This is a genomic window from Kribbella sindirgiensis, assembly GCF_004331435.1.
Classification (GTDB): domain Bacteria; phylum Actinomycetota; class Actinomycetes; order Propionibacteriales; family Kribbellaceae; genus Kribbella; species Kribbella sindirgiensis.
On the sequence record NZ_SJKA01000004.1, the window covers coordinates 520,503 to 541,129 of the forward strand.

The 20,627-nt window shown below is 67.8% G+C and carries 19 protein-coding genes and 1 pseudogene; 7 read left to right on the forward strand and 13 right to left on the reverse strand.

Going from position 1 to position 20,627, the window contains the following annotated elements:
- Positions 1-5: 5 nt before the first annotated feature.
- From E0H50_RS14260 to E0H50_RS14290, 7 genes are all read right to left on the reverse strand, one after another.
- Positions 6-830: an NAD-dependent epimerase/dehydratase family protein gene (locus E0H50_RS14260; RefSeq protein ID WP_131288135.1), complete on the reverse strand. Its 825-nt coding sequence runs from the start codon at positions 828-830 to the stop codon at positions 6-8.
- Positions 827-3,100 carry a hypothetical protein gene (locus tag E0H50_RS14265; protein ID WP_131288138.1) on the reverse strand — a complete coding sequence of 758 codons (2,274 nt, stop codon included), beginning with the start codon at positions 3,098-3,100 and terminating at the stop codon, positions 827-829. The genes E0H50_RS14260 and E0H50_RS14265 overlap by 4 nt, the downstream gene beginning before the upstream one ends.
- Positions 3,097-5,391, reverse strand: a complete 2,295-nt coding sequence (locus tag E0H50_RS14270) for a hypothetical protein (RefSeq protein WP_131288141.1) — start codon at positions 5,389-5,391, stop codon at positions 3,097-3,099. The genes E0H50_RS14265 and E0H50_RS14270 overlap by 4 nt, the downstream gene beginning before the upstream one ends.
- The gene (locus tag E0H50_RS14275; RefSeq protein ID WP_202868132.1) at positions 5,388-6,254 is read right to left on the reverse strand and encodes a carbohydrate ABC transporter permease; all 867 of its coding nucleotides are present in this window, start codon (positions 6,252-6,254) and stop codon (positions 5,388-5,390) included. Before E0H50_RS14275 ends, E0H50_RS14270 begins: the two co-directional genes overlap by 4 nt.
- Positions 6,251-7,183: a carbohydrate ABC transporter permease gene (locus E0H50_RS14280; protein ID WP_131288143.1), complete on the reverse strand. Its 933-nt coding sequence runs from the start codon at positions 7,181-7,183 to the stop codon at positions 6,251-6,253. Before E0H50_RS14280 ends, E0H50_RS14275 begins: the two co-directional genes overlap by 4 nt.
- The gene (locus E0H50_RS14285; RefSeq protein ID WP_165547125.1) at positions 7,180-8,553 is read right to left on the reverse strand and encodes an ABC transporter substrate-binding protein; all 1,374 of its coding nucleotides are present in this window, start codon (positions 8,551-8,553) and stop codon (positions 7,180-7,182) included. The genes E0H50_RS14280 and E0H50_RS14285 overlap by 4 nt, the downstream gene beginning before the upstream one ends.
- 81 nt (positions 8,554-8,634) lie before the next feature.
- Positions 8,635-9,609 (reverse strand): LacI family DNA-binding transcriptional regulator, encoded by a 975-nt coding sequence (locus tag E0H50_RS14290; RefSeq protein ID WP_131288149.1) that lies wholly within the window; start codon positions 9,607-9,609, stop codon positions 8,635-8,637.
- A 205-nt stretch (positions 9,610-9,814) separates the two neighbouring features.
- On the opposite strand from E0H50_RS14290, the pseudogene E0H50_RS44500 reads away from it, so the two are divergent.
- The 3 genes and pseudogenes from E0H50_RS44500 to E0H50_RS14305 form a co-directional block, all read left to right on the forward strand.
- Positions 9,815-10,078, forward strand: a pseudogene (locus tag E0H50_RS44500) (galactonate dehydratase); the annotation flags it as partial.
- Positions 10,079-10,187: 109 nt separating this feature from the next.
- Complete coding sequence (locus tag E0H50_RS14300) at positions 10,188-10,898, forward strand: enolase C-terminal domain-like protein (RefSeq protein ID WP_131288152.1); 711 nt, start codon at positions 10,188-10,190, stop codon at positions 10,896-10,898.
- A 57-nt stretch (positions 10,899-10,955) separates the two neighbouring features.
- The gene (locus tag E0H50_RS14305; RefSeq protein ID WP_131288155.1) at positions 10,956-11,189 is read left to right on the forward strand and encodes a hypothetical protein; all 234 of its coding nucleotides are present in this window, start codon (positions 10,956-10,958) and stop codon (positions 11,187-11,189) included.
- Positions 11,190-11,214: 25 nt separating this feature from the next.
- Here the strand turns inward: E0H50_RS14305 and E0H50_RS14310 are convergent, their stop codons facing one another.
- A complete protein-coding gene (locus tag E0H50_RS14310; protein ID WP_131288157.1) occupies positions 11,215-11,826 on the reverse strand; it encodes a hypothetical protein in 612 nt (203 codons plus the stop codon).
- Positions 11,823-12,305 carry a hypothetical protein gene (locus E0H50_RS14315; RefSeq protein ID WP_165547126.1) on the reverse strand — a complete coding sequence of 161 codons (483 nt, stop codon included), beginning with the start codon at positions 12,303-12,305 and terminating at the stop codon, positions 11,823-11,825. The genes E0H50_RS14310 and E0H50_RS14315 overlap by 4 nt, the downstream gene beginning before the upstream one ends.
- Before the next feature lie 214 nt (positions 12,306-12,519).
- Between E0H50_RS14315 and E0H50_RS14320 the strand changes: the two genes are divergently transcribed.
- Positions 12,520-13,086: a hypothetical protein gene (locus E0H50_RS14320; RefSeq protein WP_131288162.1), complete on the forward strand. Its 567-nt coding sequence runs from the start codon at positions 12,520-12,522 to the stop codon at positions 13,084-13,086.
- A gap of 110 nt (positions 13,087-13,196) precedes the next feature.
- Complete coding sequence (locus E0H50_RS14325; RefSeq protein ID WP_131288165.1) at positions 13,197-14,099, forward strand: hypothetical protein; 903 nt, start codon at positions 13,197-13,199, stop codon at positions 14,097-14,099.
- A 57-nt stretch (positions 14,100-14,156) separates the two neighbouring features.
- Here the strand turns inward: E0H50_RS14325 and katG are convergent, their stop codons facing one another.
- The 4 genes from katG to E0H50_RS14345 form a co-directional block, all read right to left on the reverse strand.
- Positions 14,157-16,373, reverse strand: coding sequence for a catalase/peroxidase HPI (gene katG, locus E0H50_RS14330; protein WP_131288167.1), 2,217 nt, complete (start codon positions 16,371-16,373; stop codon positions 14,157-14,159).
- 35 nt (positions 16,374-16,408) lie between these two features.
- A complete protein-coding gene (locus E0H50_RS14335) occupies positions 16,409-16,834 on the reverse strand; it encodes a Fur family transcriptional regulator (RefSeq protein WP_131288170.1) in 426 nt (141 codons plus the stop codon).
- Between the two features lie 67 nt (positions 16,835-16,901).
- The gene (locus E0H50_RS14340) at positions 16,902-17,870 is read right to left on the reverse strand and encodes a LuxR C-terminal-related transcriptional regulator (RefSeq protein ID WP_238150966.1); all 969 of its coding nucleotides are present in this window, start codon (positions 17,868-17,870) and stop codon (positions 16,902-16,904) included.
- Between the two features lie 114 nt (positions 17,871-17,984).
- Positions 17,985-18,863: an SDR family oxidoreductase gene (locus tag E0H50_RS14345; RefSeq protein ID WP_131288173.1), complete on the reverse strand. Its 879-nt coding sequence runs from the start codon at positions 18,861-18,863 to the stop codon at positions 17,985-17,987.
- 82 nt (positions 18,864-18,945) lie between these two features.
- On the opposite strand from E0H50_RS14345, the gene E0H50_RS14350 reads away from it, so the two are divergent.
- Together E0H50_RS14350 and E0H50_RS14355 are read left to right on the forward strand one after the other, a co-directional pair.
- On the forward strand, positions 18,946-19,521 hold the full coding sequence (locus E0H50_RS14350) for a TetR/AcrR family transcriptional regulator (RefSeq protein ID WP_131288176.1): 576 nt from the start codon (positions 18,946-18,948) through the stop codon (positions 19,519-19,521).
- Positions 19,522-19,625: 104 nt separating this feature from the next.
- Positions 19,626-20,564 (forward strand): LysR family transcriptional regulator, encoded by a 939-nt coding sequence (locus E0H50_RS14355; RefSeq protein WP_165547127.1) that lies wholly within the window; start codon positions 19,626-19,628, stop codon positions 20,562-20,564.
- Positions 20,565-20,627: the final 63 nt, after the last annotated feature.

The following is a 20,627-nucleotide window of genomic DNA, read 5'->3' on the forward strand; positions in this document are numbered from 1 at the left end:
CTTCGTCACAGCTCGTGTTCGGCTGTGAACCCCAGGAGATGTTGGGCCGGTGCCAGGTCCAGTGGAGTGGTTCGCCCGGGAAGCGCGGCCCGGATCTCGGTGGTCGGGTGAAAACGACGGAGCAGGTCGAGGGTCGGGTACGGCGCGAGTGTGCGCGGAGCCGCGACGTGAAAGGTGTGCGAGCCGCCAGGCACCCGCAAGGCGAGTACGGCCGCCCGCGCGGCGTCGCGAGTCTCCAGGTAGGACCAGAGACTGGCCGCACCGAGCGACGGGTCGGCCGCGACCTTGTCGGCGTGCTCGCGGAGTCGTTCGGTGAAGCCGCCGACGAACGGGAACCGGAGCGCGACGACCGCCATACCGTGGCGGCGGGACATCATCGCTGCGGTCTGTTCGTCGGTGAGCTTCGACAATGCGTACGGGTCCTCGGCCTGACTCGGCACCCGGTCGTCCAGCGGCACGTACGCAGGGCTCAGCGGTGCGGTCGCGAACGGCAGCCCGTTCGCGGCCAGGCTGCTCGCCACGACCGCGTTCCGGACCCCGGCGCGACCGGCCTCCTCCAGCACCGTGAACGTCCCGAGCGTGTTCTCCCCGAACACCTCGTACGGCGTCCCGCGGTGCGGAGCAGGCCGCGCGGCCAGGTGGATGACACCGTCCACCTCGCCCATCGCGGCCCGAACCGTCGCCACGTCGCACACGCTCCCCTCGACCACCCGATCCGCCTGCACCGGCGTACCCGGGAGGACGAGAGCTGTCACCCGGTCACGGCCTAGTGCTTCGAGCACGGCGCAGCCGATGCGGCCGGCGGCTCCGGTGACGAGGACGCGGTTCATCCGCGCCGGAGCTGCTGCTCGGGACGCGCCGACAACCCGCGGTACAGCCTTGGCGCGCCGTCCAGCGTGAGCTCGATCCTCGGTCCGGTCAACCTGCGGCGGCGACCGATGCAGTCGATCTCGGTGATGTCGCCGCCCACGACAACCTTGGTCTTCGTCGGCCAGTCGTCCTCCCAGACCTCCGGGTGCGGGTAGTACGCCTTGCCTTCCTCATGATCGGCGTTCAGCAGGTACCCGTCCTTGCGGCTCCACAGCATCGACAGCGGTCCCTCGGGTGTCATGAACAGCAGCCCGTGCAGGTGCCGGTCGATCTTCGAGAGATCCAGCCAGCGCACGAACTCGGCCTCCTCGAGCACCCGCGTCCCGGTCGCGAACGCGAGCAGCGACGGCTTCGCCGACAGATCACGGTTCATCAGGCCGAAGTGGTACTCCGGGTTCGCCGGGTCGGCCTCCTGTGGGTGGTGGATGGTGCTGTCGTACAGCTGGTACCAGTTCACGCCGTCGACGCCCTCGGCCTTCGCGAGCGCCATCGTCAGCAGTACGTTCTCGGCCGCCTGGCGCATCGTGTCGTTCCACCACTGGTTCGGCCGCGTGCACGCGTACGCCTCGGTCAGCCACAGTTCCTTGTCGCCGCCGTACTCGCGGATCCGCCGCTTCGCCTCGCGGACGCCGCCGAGGAAGTTCCAGTACGAGCCGTTGGAACCGGTCACCCATTCGTCAGGCGTCGGCGCGTAGTCCGGCGTGAAGTTGCCGCGGCCCGGGTGGAACGCGAACACGTCGATGAGGTCCCAGCCGCCGTTCGCGTGGAAGCTGTCCACCCAGTTGACATCCATGCCGCCGAGGCCGTTGTTCATCACCTTCACGTCGGACCCGACCTCGGCGAGCCGGTCGACCACGGGCCGCAGGCCGTCGCGGATGTACTTGTCGGCGTACAGGCCGGACATCCACGGCTGGTTGCGTTCGTTGTCGACCTCGAAGTACCGGGCGCGAGAGTCCACGACGACGTCGACCAGCTCGGCCGCCCACGTCTTGGCCTGCTCCGGGGTCGAGTCGAACACCACGTCGCCGTGCTGGATGTTCGGCGTGATGCCCAGCGCCTCCAGCTCGGCCGGCGGGATGCCGGGCGCGCCGTTGTAGGCGATCCGGACCGACGAGACCCCGATCTTCTGCAGCAGCGTGGCGATGTCGGCCTTGCTGGGCTTCAGCAACCACGGATAGTTCGCGATCCCGAACATTCCGCCGCCCTGGTAGTCGTACTCCGGCAGCACGGAAAGCGTGGTCCGCGCGAACGCCTCGCCGGCCTGAACCTCCAGGAAGGCGACGCCCTGTTGCTGCAACGCCGGTACGACGATCTTGTGGTCGGTGCTCTGGCCGGGAGCCAGCGTGAGCACGGTCGACCCGCTCGTCAGCGTCGTACCGTCGAAGTCGCGGGCGAACCAGCTCAGCGTCACCGGTGCGGTGACCGTACCGCCGGCCACGACCTGGACGTTGACGGGCATGGAGTGGCCGGTCTCGTACCAGAGATTGAACGGCTGATCGGTCCAGACATCGAGGCCGACCGGGCGGCCGACGGCGGCCGCGTTCGCGGAAACCTCCCGGAGGTTTCCGAACACGAGATCCGCCTCGTGCCGCAGGACGCCGAGCGCGTCGTACGTGCCGACGATGTGCATCCAGGAGGCGGTCGTCCAGTCCGGCCGGCTCGACCGGAGCCTGAAGTACGCCTTCGTGTCCGCCCAGGTCTCGGTGTAGAGGATGCCGTCGTTGGTCTCGTACGGCACACCGCCCCCGGCGTCGCGGTTCCACCGGGTGACGGCGGTCGGGTACTCCGGGACGGTCGGGCTCACGACCGTGCGGTTGAACTGGGAGTTCAGGTACATCTGGTTCGAACTGGTCGCGTCCCAGCGCGCGTGCAGGCGGCGCGCGGTGACGTCGAAGGTGCCGGTGACGGTGATCGTCTTCGCGGCCGCGCTCATCACGTAGTCCACCCGGATCGCCTGGCGGCCGTCCGGGAGCGTGATCAACGACGGCGTACCGCCGAAGGTGCGCTGGCCGCCGAGCACGGTGTCCTTGACCTGGAAGTGCCCGATCCGGATCCGTTCGGTCCCGTCGCCGACGACGATCGTGCCGTCGGTCAGCGCGGTGACCGTGATGCCGTCCGCGGTGATCGTGTACGCCGTCGCGGCCTGGGCACTGCCCGTCGGGAGCACACCGCCGGCCACCCCGGCGGCGACAAGCGATCCGGCGACAAATGTCCGCCTGGTTGGTTTCATGGCATTCCTCCAGTGGTCTTGAGCGGCAGGGCGAGACCGATGAAGATCCGCGGTGCGCCGTCGAGGACGACGGTGACCTGCGCGTTGCTCGCTTGATGAGTGGCGACGTCCATGCCGAGACAGTTCAGCTCCCGGACGGAGGTGGTCGCGGCCGGCGTCGGCACGGTGACGTCCGTCTTCGTCGGCCACAGGTCTTCCCAGGGTTCGGGACCGCGGTAGTAGGCAGGGCTCGCCGCGATCCGGCGGGCGGCGTCGTTGTTCAGGAGGTAGCCGTCCTTGCGCGACCACAGCAGATTGACCTTGCCGGTCGGGGTGCTGAAGACGAGACCGAACAGCTCCGGATCGCCGAGCTCGGCCCAGCCCGCGAAGGTGGATTGGTCGAGCCAACGAGCCGCGGTCGCGAACGCCAGCAGCGAGGGCTTCGCGCCGAGGTCACGGTGCAGCAGCCCGTGGTGGTACTCGACGTCGTCCCCGTCTGCTTCCATCGGCTGTGTCTGGACCGAGTCGTTGAGCGTGTACCAGGTCACGCACCGGACGCCGTACGCCTTGGCCAGCGCGAGCTGGAGGAGAACGTTTTCGGGTGCGTTCCGGTAGCTGTCGGTCCACCAGCGGTTCGGGAGCGTTCCGGCGTACGCCTCGGTCAGCCAAAGCTCCTTGCCGGTTGCGGTTGCCTTCTTGAGTGTGCCGAGGAAGTTCCATCGGGTCTCGTTCGTCCACGGCTCCGCGGGCTCGTAGTCGGCGACGTAGTTGCCACGACCCGGGTGATACGCCAGTACGTCGACGTACTCCCAGCCGCCCGCGGCGCCGAAGTCGTGCACCCACTGCTCCGGGTATCCGGCGAGGCCGCATGTCATCACCTTGAACGTGGCGCCCTTGGTCGTCCTCGCCGTCTTCAACGGTGCGAGAACGTCGGTGACGTACTGCGCGGGCGTCTTGTCAGCCGCGGTGAGGTTGAGCTCGTTCGCGCACTCGTAGTACCGCGCGCCGGAGTACATCGCCCGGCCGACCATGTCGTTGGCCCAGTCCGTGCCGTCCGCTCCCCACGGGAGCGCGCCGGCCAGCTGCATGTTGTGCAGGAACCCCGCTTGGTCGAGCGCATCCACAGTCGGCCCGGGCGACGCCGCCGTCGTGTTGTACGCGCGGTACGCCGTCCGGATCCACTTCATCCCGAGAAGCTTCATCAGCCCGAGTACGTCGGCACTCGACGGCTCCTCGAGGTAAGCGAAGTTCCCCATCCCGAACATGCTCTGCTCGGCATCCTGATAGGTGTACGTCGACAGCACCGTCAACGTGGTGCGCGCGAACGCCGCCTCGGTGGAACCGTCGTACAGAACGGCCTCCACGAAGCGGATGTCACGGGCGCCGAGCGCGACGGTGAAGGACGCGTTCCAGACACCACGTGCGCCGACCGAGCCACTCGTCGTACCGCTCGTTGAGGCGCCGTTCCAGTCGCGGGCCACCCAGTCGACGCGCACACTCCGACTGGTCAGGGCGGCGTTGACCACCTGTAGGTTGACGGTCTTGGAGCCGCCGGTACTCCACAGATTGAACGGCTGGCCGGTCCACAGCTCGATGCCGAGGTCACCGTCGCGAGCGATCACGCCGGCCGCGTGCGGCCGCATCACGCCGAGCACGATCGTGCTCTCCAGGAAACCGCCGGCGTCACCGACCGCGTGCAGGTAACCACCGTTGCTAAAGGCAACTGTGCTCTGCGGAAAACGTATGACCGCACGGTTGTCGGACCAGGTGTAGGAATAGCAGACGCCGTTGGTGGTCTCGAACGGAACGCCGCCGCGCAGCGCGCCGGTGCCGGGGTCGCGGTCCCGGTTCCACAGCGCCACCGGATCGTAGTGTTCGGTCGCCGTCCCGGTCACGACCCGCGCGATCCGGAAACTGTCGGTGCGCAGATTCGCCACGCCCGTGACATCCCAGCGAATGCGCGCCTTCCGCAGGCCGAGCGTGAAGGTTCCGATGATCGTGCCCAACGGCGCGGCGTACGTGACCACCAGCTGTTGTGAGGACGACGTGACGTTGGTGATCCCGGTGGTCCGCAGAACGACCTTGTCCGCACCGGTCCCGTAGGCGTACTCGAAATTCGTCAGGCTGAACCGCTGCACCCCGCCACCGTCGAGCACTTTGACCTCACCAGTGTCAGGTGCCGCGATCAGCGTGATCGTGCCGGCCGTATCGCTGATCTGTACGTCGGCCGCGTACGCCGGACTCGTCGTGGAGCCGACGACGGCCGCGGCGACCGTGCCGCCCAGCACCGCCCGCCGGCTGATCTCGTTCATCCCTTCACCCCGGTGAAGCCCAGGCCCGCGACCACGTAGCGCTGCAGAACGAGGAACACCAGCACCGGCGGAGCGAGCGCCATCGCCATCGCGGCGATCAGCTCGTCCTGCGGCGCCGAGTCGACGAGGTTCGCCAGCGCGACGCTGATCGGCTGCAGGTTCGGGTCGGAGATCACCACGAGCGGCCAGATGAACTCCTTCCAGGAGTGCATGATCGCCAGCAGACTGATCACCGCGACCACCGGCCGGCTCATCGGCAGCACGATCTTCGTGAGCAGTTGCCAGGTGCTCGCACCGTCGACCTTCGCGGCGTCGTACAACTCCTGTGGAAGCGCCTCGAAGAAGCGGGTCGCCAGCAGGACGTTGAACGCGTTCGCTCCGGCGGGCAACCAGATCGCCCAGTAGGTGTCGAGCAGATTGACCTCGAGCACCGTGAGGAAGAGACTGACCAGCGAAACCGTGTACGGCACGAACATGGTCGCGAGAATGGCGCCGTACACGTAGCGACCGAACCGCGGGCGGATCACCGCGAACGCGAACCCCGCGGTCATTGCCACCAGCAACTGCACGGCCCAGGAGCCGATCACGACCGTCACGGTGTTGGCGAGATAGCGCCCGACATGGAGGTCGGTGAAGGCCCGTGCGAAGTTGCCCAACTCAGGCTCGGCGGGCCACAACCGTAGCGGGTTCGTCACCATCTCGGTCGGCGGCGACACCGCGCCCTTGACGGTCCAGTACAGCGGGCCGATCCCGATGGCCACCAGAGCCAGCAGGGTGACCACCTGGACCGCTCGGAGCGCGAACGCCGTACCGGGCCTGCGCAGGTCGTTACTCGACGTGAACGTCGTCATCGGTTCGCTCACTTCGTGCTCCAGCTTCTGGTCAGGCGGAGGTAGACCGCGGACAGCACAGCGAGGACGATCGCGAGCAGGACGGAGAGAGCGGCGGCCTGGCCGTACTGGCCGTCCTGGAACGCGTACCGGAAGATCAGCAGCAGCACCGTCAGCGTGGCGCCGTCAGGACCGCCTTGGGTGAAGATGTACGGCTCGGTGAAGACCTGGATGGTGCCGATCAGCTGCAGGAGCAGAAGCAACCCGATCACCGGTCGCAGCTGCGGCAGCATCACGTGCCAGATCCGCCGCCAGATCCCGGCGCCGTCGCTCTCGGCTGCTTCGTAGAGCTCCGCAGGTACGCCGGTCATCGCGGCCAGGTAGATGAGTGCGGCACCGCCCATGCCCGCCCACGTTGCCTCCAGCACCAGACTCAGCATCGCGGTCTGCGGCGACTGCAGCCACGGGTACGGTCCCAGCCCGACGAGACCGAGCAACTGGTTGAACAGACCGGTGCCGGGGTCGTAGAACCATTTCCAGAGCAGGATCGCGACCACGGGCGGTACGACGACGGGCAGGTACACGACGACGCGGTACACGCCGGCGAAGCGCCGTACCGTCGACATCACGGCCGCAAGCACGATCGGGGCGGGGAAGCCGATGACGAGGCCGAGCCCGACGAACAGCAGGGTGTTCGCCATCGCCTTGCCGACCAGCGGATCGGACAGCACCGCCTGGAAGTTCTCCAGGCCGACCCAGACCACGGGGTCGACCAGATTCGTCTGCTGGAACGAGATCAGCAGTCCGCGCAGGATCGGCCACCACGAGAATATTCCGAACACGACCAGGGCGGGCGCGAGGAAGAGCAGGCCGAGCAGTTCGCGGCGCAAGCCGGCCTGCCGTCGCCGGGAGGCCACCACCACGGGTTCGGTGGTGGCCGGGCGCTCCAGCAGTGCGGTCACTTCTGCTCCGCGGCGAGCATCTTGTCCGCGTCCGCCTGCGCCTTGGCGAGCAGCGCGTCCACGTTCGCGTCGCGCTTGGTGAGCACGGACTGCACCACGGTGTCGAGGATCGTGTACAGCTTCTGGGCGCCGACCGGCGGCTCAGGCTTCAGCGTGAGCTTCGGCGTACCGTCCAGCCACGGCTTGAAGTGCCCGAGCTCGACGTTTACGTAAGGCTTGATCGCCGCATTGATCTTGTCCTGCTGGGCGGTGCTGAACATCGGCAGCGTCGGCACGCCGACCGCCGCCTTCGGGTCCTTCGCCAGCTCCTTCGCTCGCTCGGCCGCGACCGCCGGCTCGTACTGCGCCTCGGCCTGGGCGAACAGCAACCACTGCACCGCGGCGTCGACCTTCTCCTTCGGGACCGACGCCGGCACCATGAAGACTTCCGCGCCGCCGAGGGTCGCGTTGCCCCCGGCCTGCGGCAGCGATGTGACGCCGTAGTCCGCGGTGTCCTTCATCGCGAACTTCGTCTTGGCCAGCTTGTACGTTCCCGGCGTACCCATGAACATCCCGATCTGGCCGGCCGCGAACTGCTTGACCACGTCGTCCTGGTCCGTCAGCTGGTTCTGGCCCATCGAGTTGTCCGTCCAGCGCATCGCCTTCAGCAACTCGAGCGACTTCTTCGTCGACGCGTCGTTGACCGCGGCAACGAACTTGCCGCCTTGCTCGGTCTCCATCGAACCGCCGTGGGCGTAGGTCAGCATGGTCAGCTGCCAGCCGCCGGTGTTGCCCTTGGACTCGTGGACGAACCCGGCCTTGCCTGTCTTCGCGCTGATCTGCTTCGCGGCCGCGCGAACCTCGTCCCAGGTCGCCGGCGGCCTGTCCGGGTCGAGACCGGCCTGCGTGAACAGCTTCCGGTTGTACACGAGACCTTGCGCGAACGGCGCCTGCGGGATGCCGTACACCTGACCGGCACTGTCGCTCAACGGCTGCAGAACCTGCGGGTTGAACTCCTGGTAGTGCGTCCACTGCTTCAGCTGATCGGTGATCGGCTGGACATGCTTGCGGGCGATCAGACCCTGCGGCTCCGTCAGCGGAACCTGGATGACGTCCTCGATCGTCTTGCCGGCCAGCTTCGCCGAGAACGTCAGCGGGTCCCAGCGGTTCTCGGTGCCTTCGACCGTGATGCCCGGGTTCTTCGCCTGGAAGTCCTGCACGAGTCGCTTGAACTGCGCCAGCGCGGCGGTGTCCGTCGGCGCCGGCATCCCCTGTACCCGCAGTACGACGTCGCTGCCGCTCTGGGTGTCGTTCTTCGCGGGCGTGAGGCCCGCGCATCCGGTCAGCGCAAGCCCGGTCGCGGCCGCCACCAGGGCAGCACGAACACGCATGGGTGTAGCCATTGAATGTCTCCAGGAGGGATCGGTACGGCGGGGCGGCTCGCCGTACTGCGGTGTGGGTGGTGCTGTGACTCAGGCGCTGTGCGGCGCCCGGCCCGTGGAGGCGCGGGGAATCAGGCGCGAACCGACCTCGACGATCTGCGGGGCCGCGCCGTTGATGGTCTCGACGATCAGATCGGCGGCATGGGTGGCCACCGTCTGCGGCGAGATCCGGATCGTGGTGAGTGCCGGGATCGACATCGCGGCCAGCAGCGTGTCGTCGATACCGATCACGCTGACCTGGCCCGGCACGTCGACCCCGGAGTGGGCGAGTTGATGAAGGACGCCGATCGCGACCAGGTCGTTGTGCGCGAGGATCGCGGTCGCGCCGTTCGCGACGGCCAGCATCGCCGCGTGCAGGCCGGTCTCGAACCGCGGCTCGTACGGACCGAGCTCGACAACCGCGAGGCCCTGCGCGTCGAAGGATTCTCTTATCGACTTGCCCCGCAGGTGTTCCGGGCGGGAGCAGTTCACGAAGACACAGCCGGCGTGCCCGAGCGCCCGGAGGTGCTCCGCGGCCTGGTTGATCCCCGGCGTGAGCGAGATGTGCAGCTCGGGGATGCCTTCGACCTGCCGGTTGACCAGCACGAGCGGGATCTCCTGGGCCAGCTCCTGGAGCCGGCCGTCGGACAAGGTCGATGCCCAGAGCACCAGTCCGTCGACCTTCTTCACGATCGCTTCGATCGTCTCCAGCTCGTCGGCTTCGCGCTCGTCGCAGTCGGCGACCAGCAGCGTGTAGCCGTGGTTGCGGGCGCGGGCCTGCATCGCCTTCACGATCGGCGGGAAGAACGGGTTCGCGATGTCGGGAACGACCAGCCCGAGGGACTCGGTCCGGCCGCTGCGCAGCGTCCGGGCCGCCGGATCGGGCCGGTACCCGAGCTGCTTGGCTGCATCGGTAACCCGCTGCCGGGTCGCCTCCTGCACCTGGTCGGGTGCGGTGAAGACCCGGGACACCGTCGACGGGGAGACCCCCGCCAGCTGTGCGACTTCCCTGACCGTGGCGGCCATGCGCGGATCTCCGATCGTCCGGGGCTGGTGCTGAAACATGTTTGCAATCGATCCCGAACGTGTCAACAGGTCGTTTCAGATGGATCTCGACACCGCTTGGTTTACCCGCTAGCTTCGAATGACAACGTTCCTGAAACAGATCAGAGGGCAGATGAAGATCACGGGCTGGGAAGTACTCACGCTCCCCGACCGGGGCGACGCGATGATGCTCGTCGCGGTCGACACCGACGAGGGCATCCACGGCATCGGCGAGGTCGGGCTGCGCTCCCGGCAGCGGGCCGTGGCCGGCGCCCTGGAGCATCTGGGTCCGCTCGTCCTCGGCGAAGACCCGTTGCGGACCGAGCATCTGTGGCAGTCGATGTTCCGCTCCGGTTTCTACCCGGCCGACCGTGTCGTCGCGTCCGCGATCGCAGCCATCGACGTCGCACTGTGGGACATCCGCGGCAAGGCGTACGGCGTACCCGTGCATCAACTGCTCGGCGGGCCGACGCGTGACTACGTGCCCTGCTACGTTCACCTCGGCGACGGGATGGCGGACCGGCCGCGGTTCCTGGAACAGGCCCGGACGCTGGCGGCCGATGGTTGGACACCTACGGTTCTCGGTACCCCACGACGGGGACGTGCTGGACGAACGCCGTACGCTGCGGGACGGGATCGAGCTGTTCCACGAGGTCCGCGACGTCGTCGGCGACTCGGTCGAACTGATCCTCGACGTCCACACCCGGCTCGACCCGCCGGAGGCCGTCACGTTGTGCCGCGAGATCGAGTCCGCCCGCCCGTACTTCGTCGAGGACGCCCTCCGCGCCGAACACCCCGACAGCTACCGGATGCTCCGCGCCCGCACCGGCGTACCACTGGCGGCCGGCGAACAGTTCGCCTCCAAGTGGGAGTTCGCCCCGCTGATCGAGAACGACCTGATCGACTACGCCCGCGTGGACATCGCGATCGCCGCGGGCCTCACCGAAGCCCGGAAGATCACCGCCGCCTGCGAAACCCACCACGTCAAACTCGCGACCCACAACCCTCTGGGCCCGGTCACCGCCGCATCATCCCTGCACCTGAACCTCACCACTGCGATCCCCGCCATCCAGGAACACCAGTCAGACCCCGACCCCGACCTGGCGTCGTACTTCACCGTGCGCCCCACCGTCGTTCCCGGCCGGGTCCTCCCCTCCAACACCCCCGGCCTAGGCGTAGACATCGACCGCCCCCGAGCCCGAGCCCACCAGGCCCACCCCCGCCCCCTCCCCACCCTCCATCGTCCCGACGGCTCCTACACCAACTGGTGACCCCACGGTGCGGGAAGATCGCGGGTCAGCGGGCTGCACAGACCTGAGGAGAGCCAGATGGCCGACGAGATCAGCGACGAAGAGACCCGGGCTCGCCTGGGTGACGCCCGGGATCCCAGGGAGGCCGCAGGCCTGGTCGACAAGTTCACCGGCTCCGGCTTCCAGGCCCCCGCCGGCAGCCTCCACGAGAACTACCAGCAACTCAAAGACGCCGGAGTCGACGACAAAACCCTCGCCGCCGTCATCCGCGGCAAGGAAGCCAAGGCCGCCGACAAGGGCCCGGCCAAGTAGCACGCAGGCTCATCGCCGCGGCGGCTCAGCGACGGAGGTCCTGAGCCGGTCGCGGCGCGACCTTCGCGGCGTGACGACCGAACTGGGCCGCCGTCAACGGCCGTGACGTTGCCAACGGCACCTGACCGGCGAAGGCATGTGCGATGGCGCGATTGGCGTCGAGTTCGGCTTGGCGCTGAGCGTGGTTCTGTCTCAGGCTGGGCATGCGATCGCCGAACGCGTTGAGGCCCGGCTGACGGTCGTGCAGGTTTCGATTGAGCCGAGCGCAGGTGTGTTCGTAGATGTTGCCGGACCCCTGCCGCGGCTTGACAGCCAACAACTCCCGCCGGGGCTGCCCGCCGGGCCCAGCGGGCGGCATCTCCCGAAACACGAGCCGATAGTCAGCCTTCTGCTGCGGATCGGACTGCAGATACGCAGTCACACAGTCACGCAAATCCCCCTTCCCAGCCTCATACCCCAACGCATGCCGCCCATCGGTCACCCCTTCAGCCAGGGCGCCGATCTGCTTCAGCACCTGGCGATGCAGATGACCGGCCGACCCCCGCGGGTCCTTCTCCGCGGCCGCTGCAAGGCGCATCAGGTCGACCGCGAACTCCTTGCCAAGAACAACCTCGTACAGCGGTACGTCCCCGCTCATGGCGAGTCGTCTTCTCGCCGCGCGCGCTCCGCCTCCTCACGCTCCTCCTGGCGGATCTCCTCGAGGACCTGCTGGCTGTACGGCCCCATCATCTCGGCGATCTGGTCGATGGTCATGGGGCGGCTGTCCGGGAGGGGTTCGGTCGCGTAGACGCGGCGCGTCGGATCGTCGATCGTCCCGGCCGGGGGCTCGTCGTCGCCGCGCAGCTGGCGGTACTGCGACGTCGACATGATCACGGCCTCCGGCTCGCCGCCGTCACCCCACAGCACCGGCACGAACGACCCGTCCCGGATCGCAGCCACCATCCCCGCAAGCTCCGCCGCCACGGTCTCCACCGCAACCACCCCACCCCGACGCGGAAACTTCGACTCGCCGCCAAGATCCTCGAACTGGTCGTACGTCAGCACCACAGCCTCCGGCACCCCACCGTCACCGAAGCTGAACGCCATCCCCCGCCCACGCCGAAACCGGTTCAGCACCCCGGCAACATCCCGCCGTACATCCTCAACCGACCGAACCGCAGAACCCTCAGTAGCCATACCCCGACACTACGACGCCCACGACACCCAAACCCCACCTATCCACAGCCCCCGCCGACGCTTGCAGGAAGCTGCAGAGCTGTGGATATCCGGATCGGCGAACACCCTCCGTGTGCGAGGCTTAACTCGTCAGCACCAAAGAACGGAGCCCTTCATGCCGCGCCGACCGGCCCTCGGACCCACCACCGCAGCCCTCTGCGCCCTCCTCGCGCTGACCGCCTGCGAGGGCTCGCCGGAAGCCGGCCGGCCCAATACAAGCCCGACCTCTCCACCAGCCAGCACCGCCAGCACCCCAGTCGACGAATCCAAGGCAGCCGGCGACGCGGCGGTCACTGCCTACCGTCGGTACATCGCCGTGATCAGCACGATGACGGCAAGCGGTGGTACGGCGGTACAGGACTTGCCGAAGGTTGCGTCCGGAGTCGAGCTCGCCAAGTCGCAGATCCAAGCCGAGAGGTACCGGGGCGAGAAGATCAAGACGATCGGGGACATCGAGATCATTTGGGCCAAGGCGGTGAAGACGGGCCCCCCAGGCGCCACCATCACGACCGCCTCCGTCCAGGCCTGCTACGACACGTCCAAGTCTCGAGCCGTCGACTCGAGCGGTAAGACCGTCCGGGTGCCGGGGACGCCGACTCGCTGGCTCGACAATCGCGACCTACAACTGATCGGCGGAGTCTGGAAGGTCGTCAAAGGCATGAACCAGGGCGCATCATGCTGACTTCCTCGCTCTTGGCGCTCAGCCTCCTCGTCGGCGCTCCGCTCGCTCCCCATACGCCTTCTGTACCGCCGACGTCGATACCGTCCGTTCCTGAGTGCGACAGGGATCCCGTGACCGGCAAATGCCTGCTGCGCGTCGGCGACGACGGGAACCCACCCAAGACGTCCGTCGAGAAGACGCCTGGGAGCAAGAAGCCCGGTGGGTCTGCGTGTGTGTTCGAAGGGCAGGTTGTGCCGTGCCGAACGGAGAACGGGTTCTTTGATGCGGCGTCGCACTGCTACCTGACGCTGGCGCCCGGGCCGCTGCCTACGATTACGCAGAGCGCCGACCGGCCACCCGGTACGAAGTACTACTGGTGCTGGGTGATTCTCGATGTTGTCGACGGTAAGCCGGAAGGCATCGAGCGATTCGAGCCGGTGATCCGGGAGCCCGGCGAGACGCGGACGATCGATCCGCGAGTCGCCGCTCAGCAGGTAGTGAAGACGATGAACTTCGTGGCGCCGCAGCTGCGGGTCTCGCCGTATGTGCAGAGCGCCAACCGCGTCGGTATCGTCAACGTGCCGGTCTGGATGTGGGTTACCGATCCGGGGCCGACAACAACTGGACCGCAGACGAAGACCGCGGTGCTCGGTGGTGTCTCCATCACAGCGACCGGGACCGTCGACCGCATCGAGTGGTCCATGGGCGAGGGCGAGACCGTGACTTGCAAGGGCGCCGGCACCCCGTTCACCAAGGCGATGGCAACGGGCAGGTCGCTCAAGGACATGCCTTCCTCACCGACCTGCGGCTTCAAGTACAGCAAGACCTCTCAGTGCGAGAAGTCCGGCAAGTACAACGTCACAGCAACGGCGTACTGGATCGTCCACTGGACCGGCGGCGGCATGCAGGGCGACATCCCGCTCGACTTCAGCCGCTCCATCCCCCTTCAGATAACCGACCTCCGCCCAGTCCTCGTCGACCCGGACGGCGGCTCGGCGTCGCCGTCGGTTCGACCGCGCGCCTGCAGCAGTTGACGCGAGAAGACCGGCCCCTGAACGGAGCCGGTCTTCTGTCACGCCTTGCGGTGTGGGTCAGCGGTGGAGGTCGAAGCGGTCGAGTTCCATGACCTTGTGCCAGGCGGCGACGAACTCGTTGACGAACTTCTGCTGGGCGTCGTCGCTGGCGTAGACCTCGGCGAGGGCGCGGAGTTCGGAGTTCGAGCCGAAGACCAGGTCGGCGCGAGTGCCGGTCCACTTGACCTTGCCGTCGACGGTGGCCTCGAACGTCTCCTGGCTCTCGTCCGTGGCGTGCCACTCGGTGCCGAGGTCGAGCAGGTTCACGAAGAAGTCGTTCGTGAGCGTGCCGGGGTTGTCGGTGAGCACGCCGTGCTTCGAACCGTCGTAGTTCGCGCCGAGGACGCGGAGGCCGCCGACCAGGACCGTCAGCTCCGGGGCGCTCAGCTTGAGCAGGTTCGCGCGGTCGAGCAGCAGGTACTCGGCCGGGAGCCGGTTGCCCTTGCCGTAGTAGTTGCGGAACCCGTCCGCGACCGGCTCGAGCGCTGCGAACGAGTCGGAGTCGGTCTGCTCCGCCGAGGCGTCCACCCGGCCGGGCGTGAACGGTACGACGACGTCGTACCCGGCGTTCTTGGCGGCGATCTCCACACCGACACCGCCGGCGAGGACGATCACGTCGGCCAGCGAGACGGGCTTCGCGAACGACTGCTGGATGCCCTCGAGCGTCCGCAGTACCTGCGCGAGCTCGTCGGGGTTGTTGACCTCCCAGCCGCTCTGCGGCTGCAGGCGGATCCGGGCACCGTTGGCGCCGCCGCGCTTGTCACTGCCACGGAACGTCGACGCCGACGCCCACGCGGTCGAGACCAGCTGCGCCACCGAGAGACCGGACGCCGCAATCGCGGCCTTCAGCGCGGTCACGTCGCCGTCGGTGAGCGGCTCGCCGGAAGCCTCCGGCAGCGGGTCCTGCCAGATCAGCACCTCGCTCGGTACCTCGGAGCCGAGGTACCGGACGCGCGGGCCCATGTCGCGGTGGGTCAGCTTGTACCAGGCGCGGGCGAAGGCGTCCGCGAACGCGTCCGGGTCCTCCTTGAAGCGGCGCGAGATCGGCTCGTAGATCGGGTCGAAGCGCAGCGACAGGTCGGTGGTCAGCATCGTCGGCAGCTTCTTCGGGCCGTCGTACGCGTCCGGGATGATCGCCTCGGCGTCCTTCGCGACCCACTGGTTCGCGCCGGCCGGGCTCTGCGACAGCTCCCACTCGTAGCCGAACAGGATGTCGAAGAAGTCGCTCGACCACTGCGTCGGCTTCGTGGTCCAGGTGACCTCGAGGCCGCTGGTGATCGCGTCCTTGCCCTTGCCGGTGTTGTACGTGCTCTTCCAGCCCAGGCCCTGCTGCTCGATCGACGCGGCCTCCGGCTCGGCGCCGACGTTCTCCGCCGGGCCCGCGCCGTGGGTCTTGCCGAACGTGTGGCCGCCGGCGATCAGCGCGACGGTCTCCTCGTCGTTCATCGCCATCCGGCCGAACGTCTCGCGGATGTCGCGGGCCGCCGCGATCGGGTCCGGGTTGCCGTTCGGGCCTTCCGGGTTCACGTAGATGAGGCCCATCTGGACCGCACCGAGCGGGCGCTCGAGGTCGCGCTCACCGGAGTAGCGCTTGTCGTCCAGCCAGGTGGTCTCCGGGCCCCAGTACACGTCGGTCTCGGGCTCCCACACGTCCTCGCGGCCACCGGCGAACCCGAAGGTCTTGAAGCCCATGGTCTCCAGCGCGACGTTGCCGGTGAGGATCATCAGGTCGGCCCAGGAGATCTTCTGGCCGTACTTCTTCTTCACCGGCCACAGCAGCCGGCGGGCCTTGTCCAGGTTGCCGTTGTCCGGCCAGCTGTTCAGCGGCGCGAACCGCTGCTGCCCGGCACCCGCGCCACCGCGGCCGTCGTGGATCCGGTACGTGCCGGCGCTGTGCCAGGCCATCCGGATCATCAGCGGGCCGTAGTTCCCGAAGTCGGCCGGCCACCAGTCCTGCGAGGTGGTCAGGACCTCGGCGATGTCCGCCTTCACGGCGGCCAGGTCCAGGGTCTGGAACTCCGCGGCGTAGTCGAACTCCTCGCCGAGCGGGTTCGCGACGGCCGGGTTCTTGGCCAGGATCTTCAGGTTCAGCTGGTTCGGCCACCATTCGCGGTTGGCGTTCCCGCTGGTCGGGTGCACGCCCTGACCGTGGTTCACCGGGCAGCCACCGGTCTCGGCCTCGCCGCGGCTCTCCGCGGAGGCTTCGCCGGGCAGGGGCTCATGGTTCTCGGACATCAGATTCCTTCCAGACTGGACGTTTTCACAGGAAGTCAGGTACGTCGTGCGCAGTCCGCGCACAGGCCCCAATAGATGACCTCGGCCTCGTCGATGACGAAACCGTGGTCCTCGGACGCGGTCAGGCAGGGCGCATGCCCGACCGCACAGTCGACGTCGGCGATGGCGCCGCACGACCGGCAGACAGCGTGGTGGTGGTTGTCACCGACGCGCGACTCGTACCGCGCGACCGACCCCAACGGCTGGATCCGCCGCAGCAGGCCCGCCGCCGTCAAGGTGTGCAGCGAGTCGTACACCGCCTGGTGCGACGCCTGGGGCAATTCGTTGCGCACGGCACCGATAATCGAGTCGGTATCCGCATGCGGATGCCCGTACACCGCGGCCAGCACCGCCACCCGCGGCCGAGTCACCCGCAGCGAAGCCCCACGCAACAACCCCTGAAGCTCCTCCACCGTCGGCACGCCCCAGAGTCTTCCGCGTTTTCTGGAATGAGTCAAGAATAGCTGACGCGATTCTCAACCTGAGACATCAGCGGGCCAAGTAGCGCCGTACGTCCTGGGCGACCTGAACCCGGCTCTCCATCCCGTACTTGCGCAGGATCACTCCGAGGTGCGTCTTCACCGTCGGCAGGCGTACGCCGAGTTCGGCCGCGAGGGCTTCGTTGTCGAGACCCTGGACCAGGAGCAGCGCGACTCGCTGCTGCGCCTCGGTCAGCGACAGGAACCGTCGCTCCGGCCCTTCGTCGGCCTCGAGCATCATCTCGATCAGCTCCGACTGCGTCTGCTCGGCGGTCCGGATGATGCCGTCGAGATAGCCGTGCAACGGTTCCGCCGCGGCGGCCGGTTCGTCGAGCGCCTGGCCCGCGAGTCCGCGCAGAACCGCGATCCGGTTGGAGAGGTACTCCATCACGTGATCGGAGGTGAGCAGGTTCGGCGTATCGTCGCCGGCCGGCAGGAGCCGGAGCGCCTCCCGGTCCTCGACCTCCCTCGTCAGCACCTGGGCGAGCGCACCGGCGAGCCACTCGAGCGCACGGACCGCGTTGTCGTCGTACACCCCGGGCGTGTAACTGTACGTCGCCATCATCCCGAACAGGTGTTCGGGACCGTCTTTGGTACGCCGGAACATCGGCACGATCACGCCGTCCTCGGACTGCCGGTTCACGTCTCCGCACGGGATCCCCGCATTGAGCGTCGCGCCGTTGTCGTACCCGAACCGGTACGTCTGCCGCATCCTCAGCAACCACGCCGTCGGCCCGCTCGGCCCGAACGTGTGGCTCGACGGGTCGTCGTACTTGCCGTCCTCGTACCCGTACGGGTACCGCACCCGATCCGATCCCTGCAGGAACCCCACGAAGAACGTGTCCATCGGCGCCACCTTCGCCACCACCCCGCGCACGTAGTCGTAGAGCGCGTAGTGATTGCCCCGCGGCAGCGCCTGCATCTTGTGATACGCCTCCCGCAGGACCAGCGCCGTACCAGCATCAACTCTCAACACCACAAAGCCGCTCCCCCCTGCCAGTCCTCACTATCGCAAGGTCGAGGCGCGGCCGCGCACGCACCGGAGTGTCAGGACGACCCTCACCTCCGGTTCGTGCCGGGGCGACCGCATCAACTAGTCGATGTTCTCCAGGTCCTCGAGCAGGGTTGGGTGTCGGGGGTGCCAGTTGAGGGTCTCGCGGGTGTGGGTGCTGGACGAGGGCTGGTCGGCTGCGAAGATCGGGCCGAGGGGACCGTATGTCGCCTCGGGGACGGACTTGACCGGCAGGCCGAGACGCCGGCCGATGACCGCTGCGATGTCGCGTACGGCGTCACCCTCGTCATCCACCGCATGCCAGGCGGTTCCGGCCGGCGCGTTCTCCAGCACGAGCCGGAACAGGACAGCCGCGTCGAGCGCATGTACGGCGGGCCAACGCTGCGTGCCGTCACCGGGATAGCCGGACACCCCGGTCTGGCGCGCGATCTGCGTGAGCAAGCCGGCAAATCCACCGTCGCCCTGATTGTGAACAGTGCGCGGCATGCGCACAGCCGCACTCCGGACACCACGCGACGCCAACTCCAGCGTCGCCATGACTGAACGGCCGCGCCCGCCGACCGGCCCGTCGGTCGGCACCGGGTCGGCCTCCGTCGACGCCCGGCCAGGGACCCACGGCGTACCCGACACCGTAATGAGCGGGCGATCACTGCCCACCAACTCGTCACCCAAGGTCCGCAGCGCGGCACCTTCCTCGGCAATCCCCGCCGCGAGCGCCTCCGGACTGCTGAAGTCGTTGCTGAAGGCAAGGTGAATCACGCCATCGGACTTGGATGCCCCCGTACGCAGCACATCCAGATCGGCCAGACCGCCGCGAACGGTTGCAGAACCCGCCTCCCGAAGAGCCGCCTCAGACGACGCGGAACGAGCGAGCGCGAGCACGGAGTGCCCGTTGTCGAGCAACTCCCGAACGACGGCCGACCCGATCAGCCCGGTACCGCCGGTGATGAAGACCTGCATGAGACGCTCCAATGTGATGGGACCTTTGTCCCATCACAGTAGCATCCGACGGGACAAAGGTCCCATCACCTAGAATGCTCCCATGGCTAGATGGGAACCCGGCGCACGCGATCGACTGGTCCTGGCCGCCGTCGACCTCTTCGCCGACCAGGGCTACGACGCGACGACCGTCGCCCAGATCGCCGAACGCGCCGGCGTCACCAAGAGCACCTTCTTCCGCCACTTCCCCGACAAACGAGAACTCCTGGTAGCGGGCCAGGAAACCCTCTGCCGCCTCCTCGTCGAAGGCATCACCACGGCCCCCGCTTCAGCAACACCCCTGGAAGCAGTAGCCGCCGGCCTGGAACGCGCCTCGAACACCATGGGCCCCCTGAACCGAGAACTCGGCCCCCGGCTGAAAGCAGCCATAGCCGCCAGCACAGAACTCCAGGAACGCGACGCCCTGAAGACCGTAGGCCTGGCCAAAGCCATGACGGACGCCCTGAAAGCAAGAGGCGTCCCAGACCCCGTCGCCCACCTAGCGGCCGAGCTAGGAGTCCTGGCCTTCAAACAGGGCTACGCCACCTGGACAGCCCTGGAACACGACGACGGAGGCCTGGCCCCGCACACTCTGGTCGCGCTGGAAGATCTGAAAACCGCGACCACCTCACTCAGCTGAGCGCCGGACCTCGACTCGACGCCTGATCCGGTGATCGCTCATACTCGGTGTTCAGGCAGGCTGAGCGATTGTTCGCCGTGGTTGAACACTGGAGTGAGGGTGCTGTGGAGCGTCAGGAGATCGAGACGTTCCTCGTCCTGTGCGAAGAGCTGCACTTCGGACGCACCGCCAAACGCCTCCGGATCTCGCCGGCCCGCGTCACCCAACTCGTCCAGAAGGTCGAGCGCCGGATCGGCGCGGCCCTGTTCGAGCGGAACACCCGGGGTGTGACTCTCACCGACCTGGGGCGGCAGTTCCAGCGCGATCTCGCCCCTGCACACCAGGCGGTCGAGAAGGTCGTCCAACGAACCATCCAGGCTGCCAAGGGGATGGACGGCGAACTGCGACTGGGCTTCCTCGGTACGGCGAACGGGCGGCACCTGGTCGAGCTCGCGCGACTCTTCGAAGCGCGCCGGTCCGGCACCACCGTGCGTGTGGTGCTGGAGGCCGAGATCGGCGACCATCTACGGCCGCTGCGAGAAGATCGAGCCGACGTCATCGCCGTACCGCTGCCCGTCCGTGAGGACGGCCTCGTCGTCGGACCGGTGGTCCTGCGCGAGCGCCTCCTGATGGCGCTACCCGAGGGACACCCGATCGCACTCCGGGGTTACGCAACGCTGGAGGATCTCGCCGACAACCCGGTCGTCGTCAGCTCAGGCGACCCTGACTCGTACTGGATCGACTACTTCGTGCCGGCACGGACGCCGTCCGGGCGGCCGATCGAGCGCACGCACCACGTCGAGAGCCTCCAGGCAGGCGTCGCGCTGGTCATGGCCGGCCAGGGCATCGGCCCGCTGCTCGCGCAGTTCGCGCAGTACAACCAGCATGCCGGGATCGCCTATGTACCGATCGAGAACGGGCCGCCCGTCGCGTCGGCGCTGATCTGGCGGGCCGACCGCGAAACCGAACTCGTCCGCGAGTTCGCCCGGCTCGCCGAGGCCCACGGCCCGGTGATCCACGACTGGCCCGCCGCCTCCGAGGAGTCCCGCAGACCGACCGGGTAGTGCGGACCTGCGAAACAATCCTTGACCCCCGCTGAATGCCGAACCGGCCCGCACGCGGGTCTT

Bases quoted from the DNA above. Each gene is read 5' to 3' on its own strand.
- E0H50_RS14265 (WP_131288138.1), bottom strand. From the start codon at position 3,100: ATGAAACCAACCAGGCGGACATTTGTCGCCGGATCGCTTGTCGCCGCC.
- E0H50_RS14260 (WP_131288135.1), bottom strand. From the start codon at position 830: ATGAACCGCGTCCTCGTCACCGGAGCCGCCGGCCGCATCGGCTGCGCC.
- E0H50_RS14300 (WP_131288152.1), top strand. From the start codon at position 10,188: ATGGTTGGACACCTACGGTTCTCGGTACCCCACGACGGGGACGTGCTG.
- E0H50_RS14305 (WP_131288155.1), top strand. From the start codon at position 10,956: ATGGCCGACGAGATCAGCGACGAAGAGACCCGGGCTCGCCTGGGTGAC.
- katG (WP_131288167.1), bottom strand. From the start codon at position 16,373: ATGTCCGAGAACCATGAGCCCCTGCCCGGCGAAGCCTCCGCGGAGAGC.
- E0H50_RS14290 (WP_131288149.1), bottom strand. From the start codon at position 9,609: ATGGCCGCCACGGTCAGGGAAGTCGCACAGCTGGCGGGGGTCTCCCCG.
- E0H50_RS14270 (WP_131288141.1), bottom strand. From the start codon at position 5,391: ATGAACGAGATCAGCCGGCGGGCGGTGCTGGGCGGCACGGTCGCCGCG.
- E0H50_RS14345 (WP_131288173.1), bottom strand. From the start codon at position 18,863: ATGCAGGTCTTCATCACCGGCGGTACCGGGCTGATCGGGTCGGCCGTC.
- E0H50_RS14320 (WP_131288162.1), top strand. From the start codon at position 12,520: ATGCCGCGCCGACCGGCCCTCGGACCCACCACCGCAGCCCTCTGCGCC.
- E0H50_RS14350 (WP_131288176.1), top strand. From the start codon at position 18,946: ATGGCTAGATGGGAACCCGGCGCACGCGATCGACTGGTCCTGGCCGCC.
- E0H50_RS14310 (WP_131288157.1), bottom strand. From the start codon at position 11,826: ATGAGCGGGGACGTACCGCTGTACGAGGTTGTTCTTGGCAAGGAGTTC.
- E0H50_RS14285 (WP_165547125.1), bottom strand. From the start codon at position 8,553: ATGCGTGTTCGTGCTGCCCTGGTGGCGGCCGCGACCGGGCTTGCGCTG.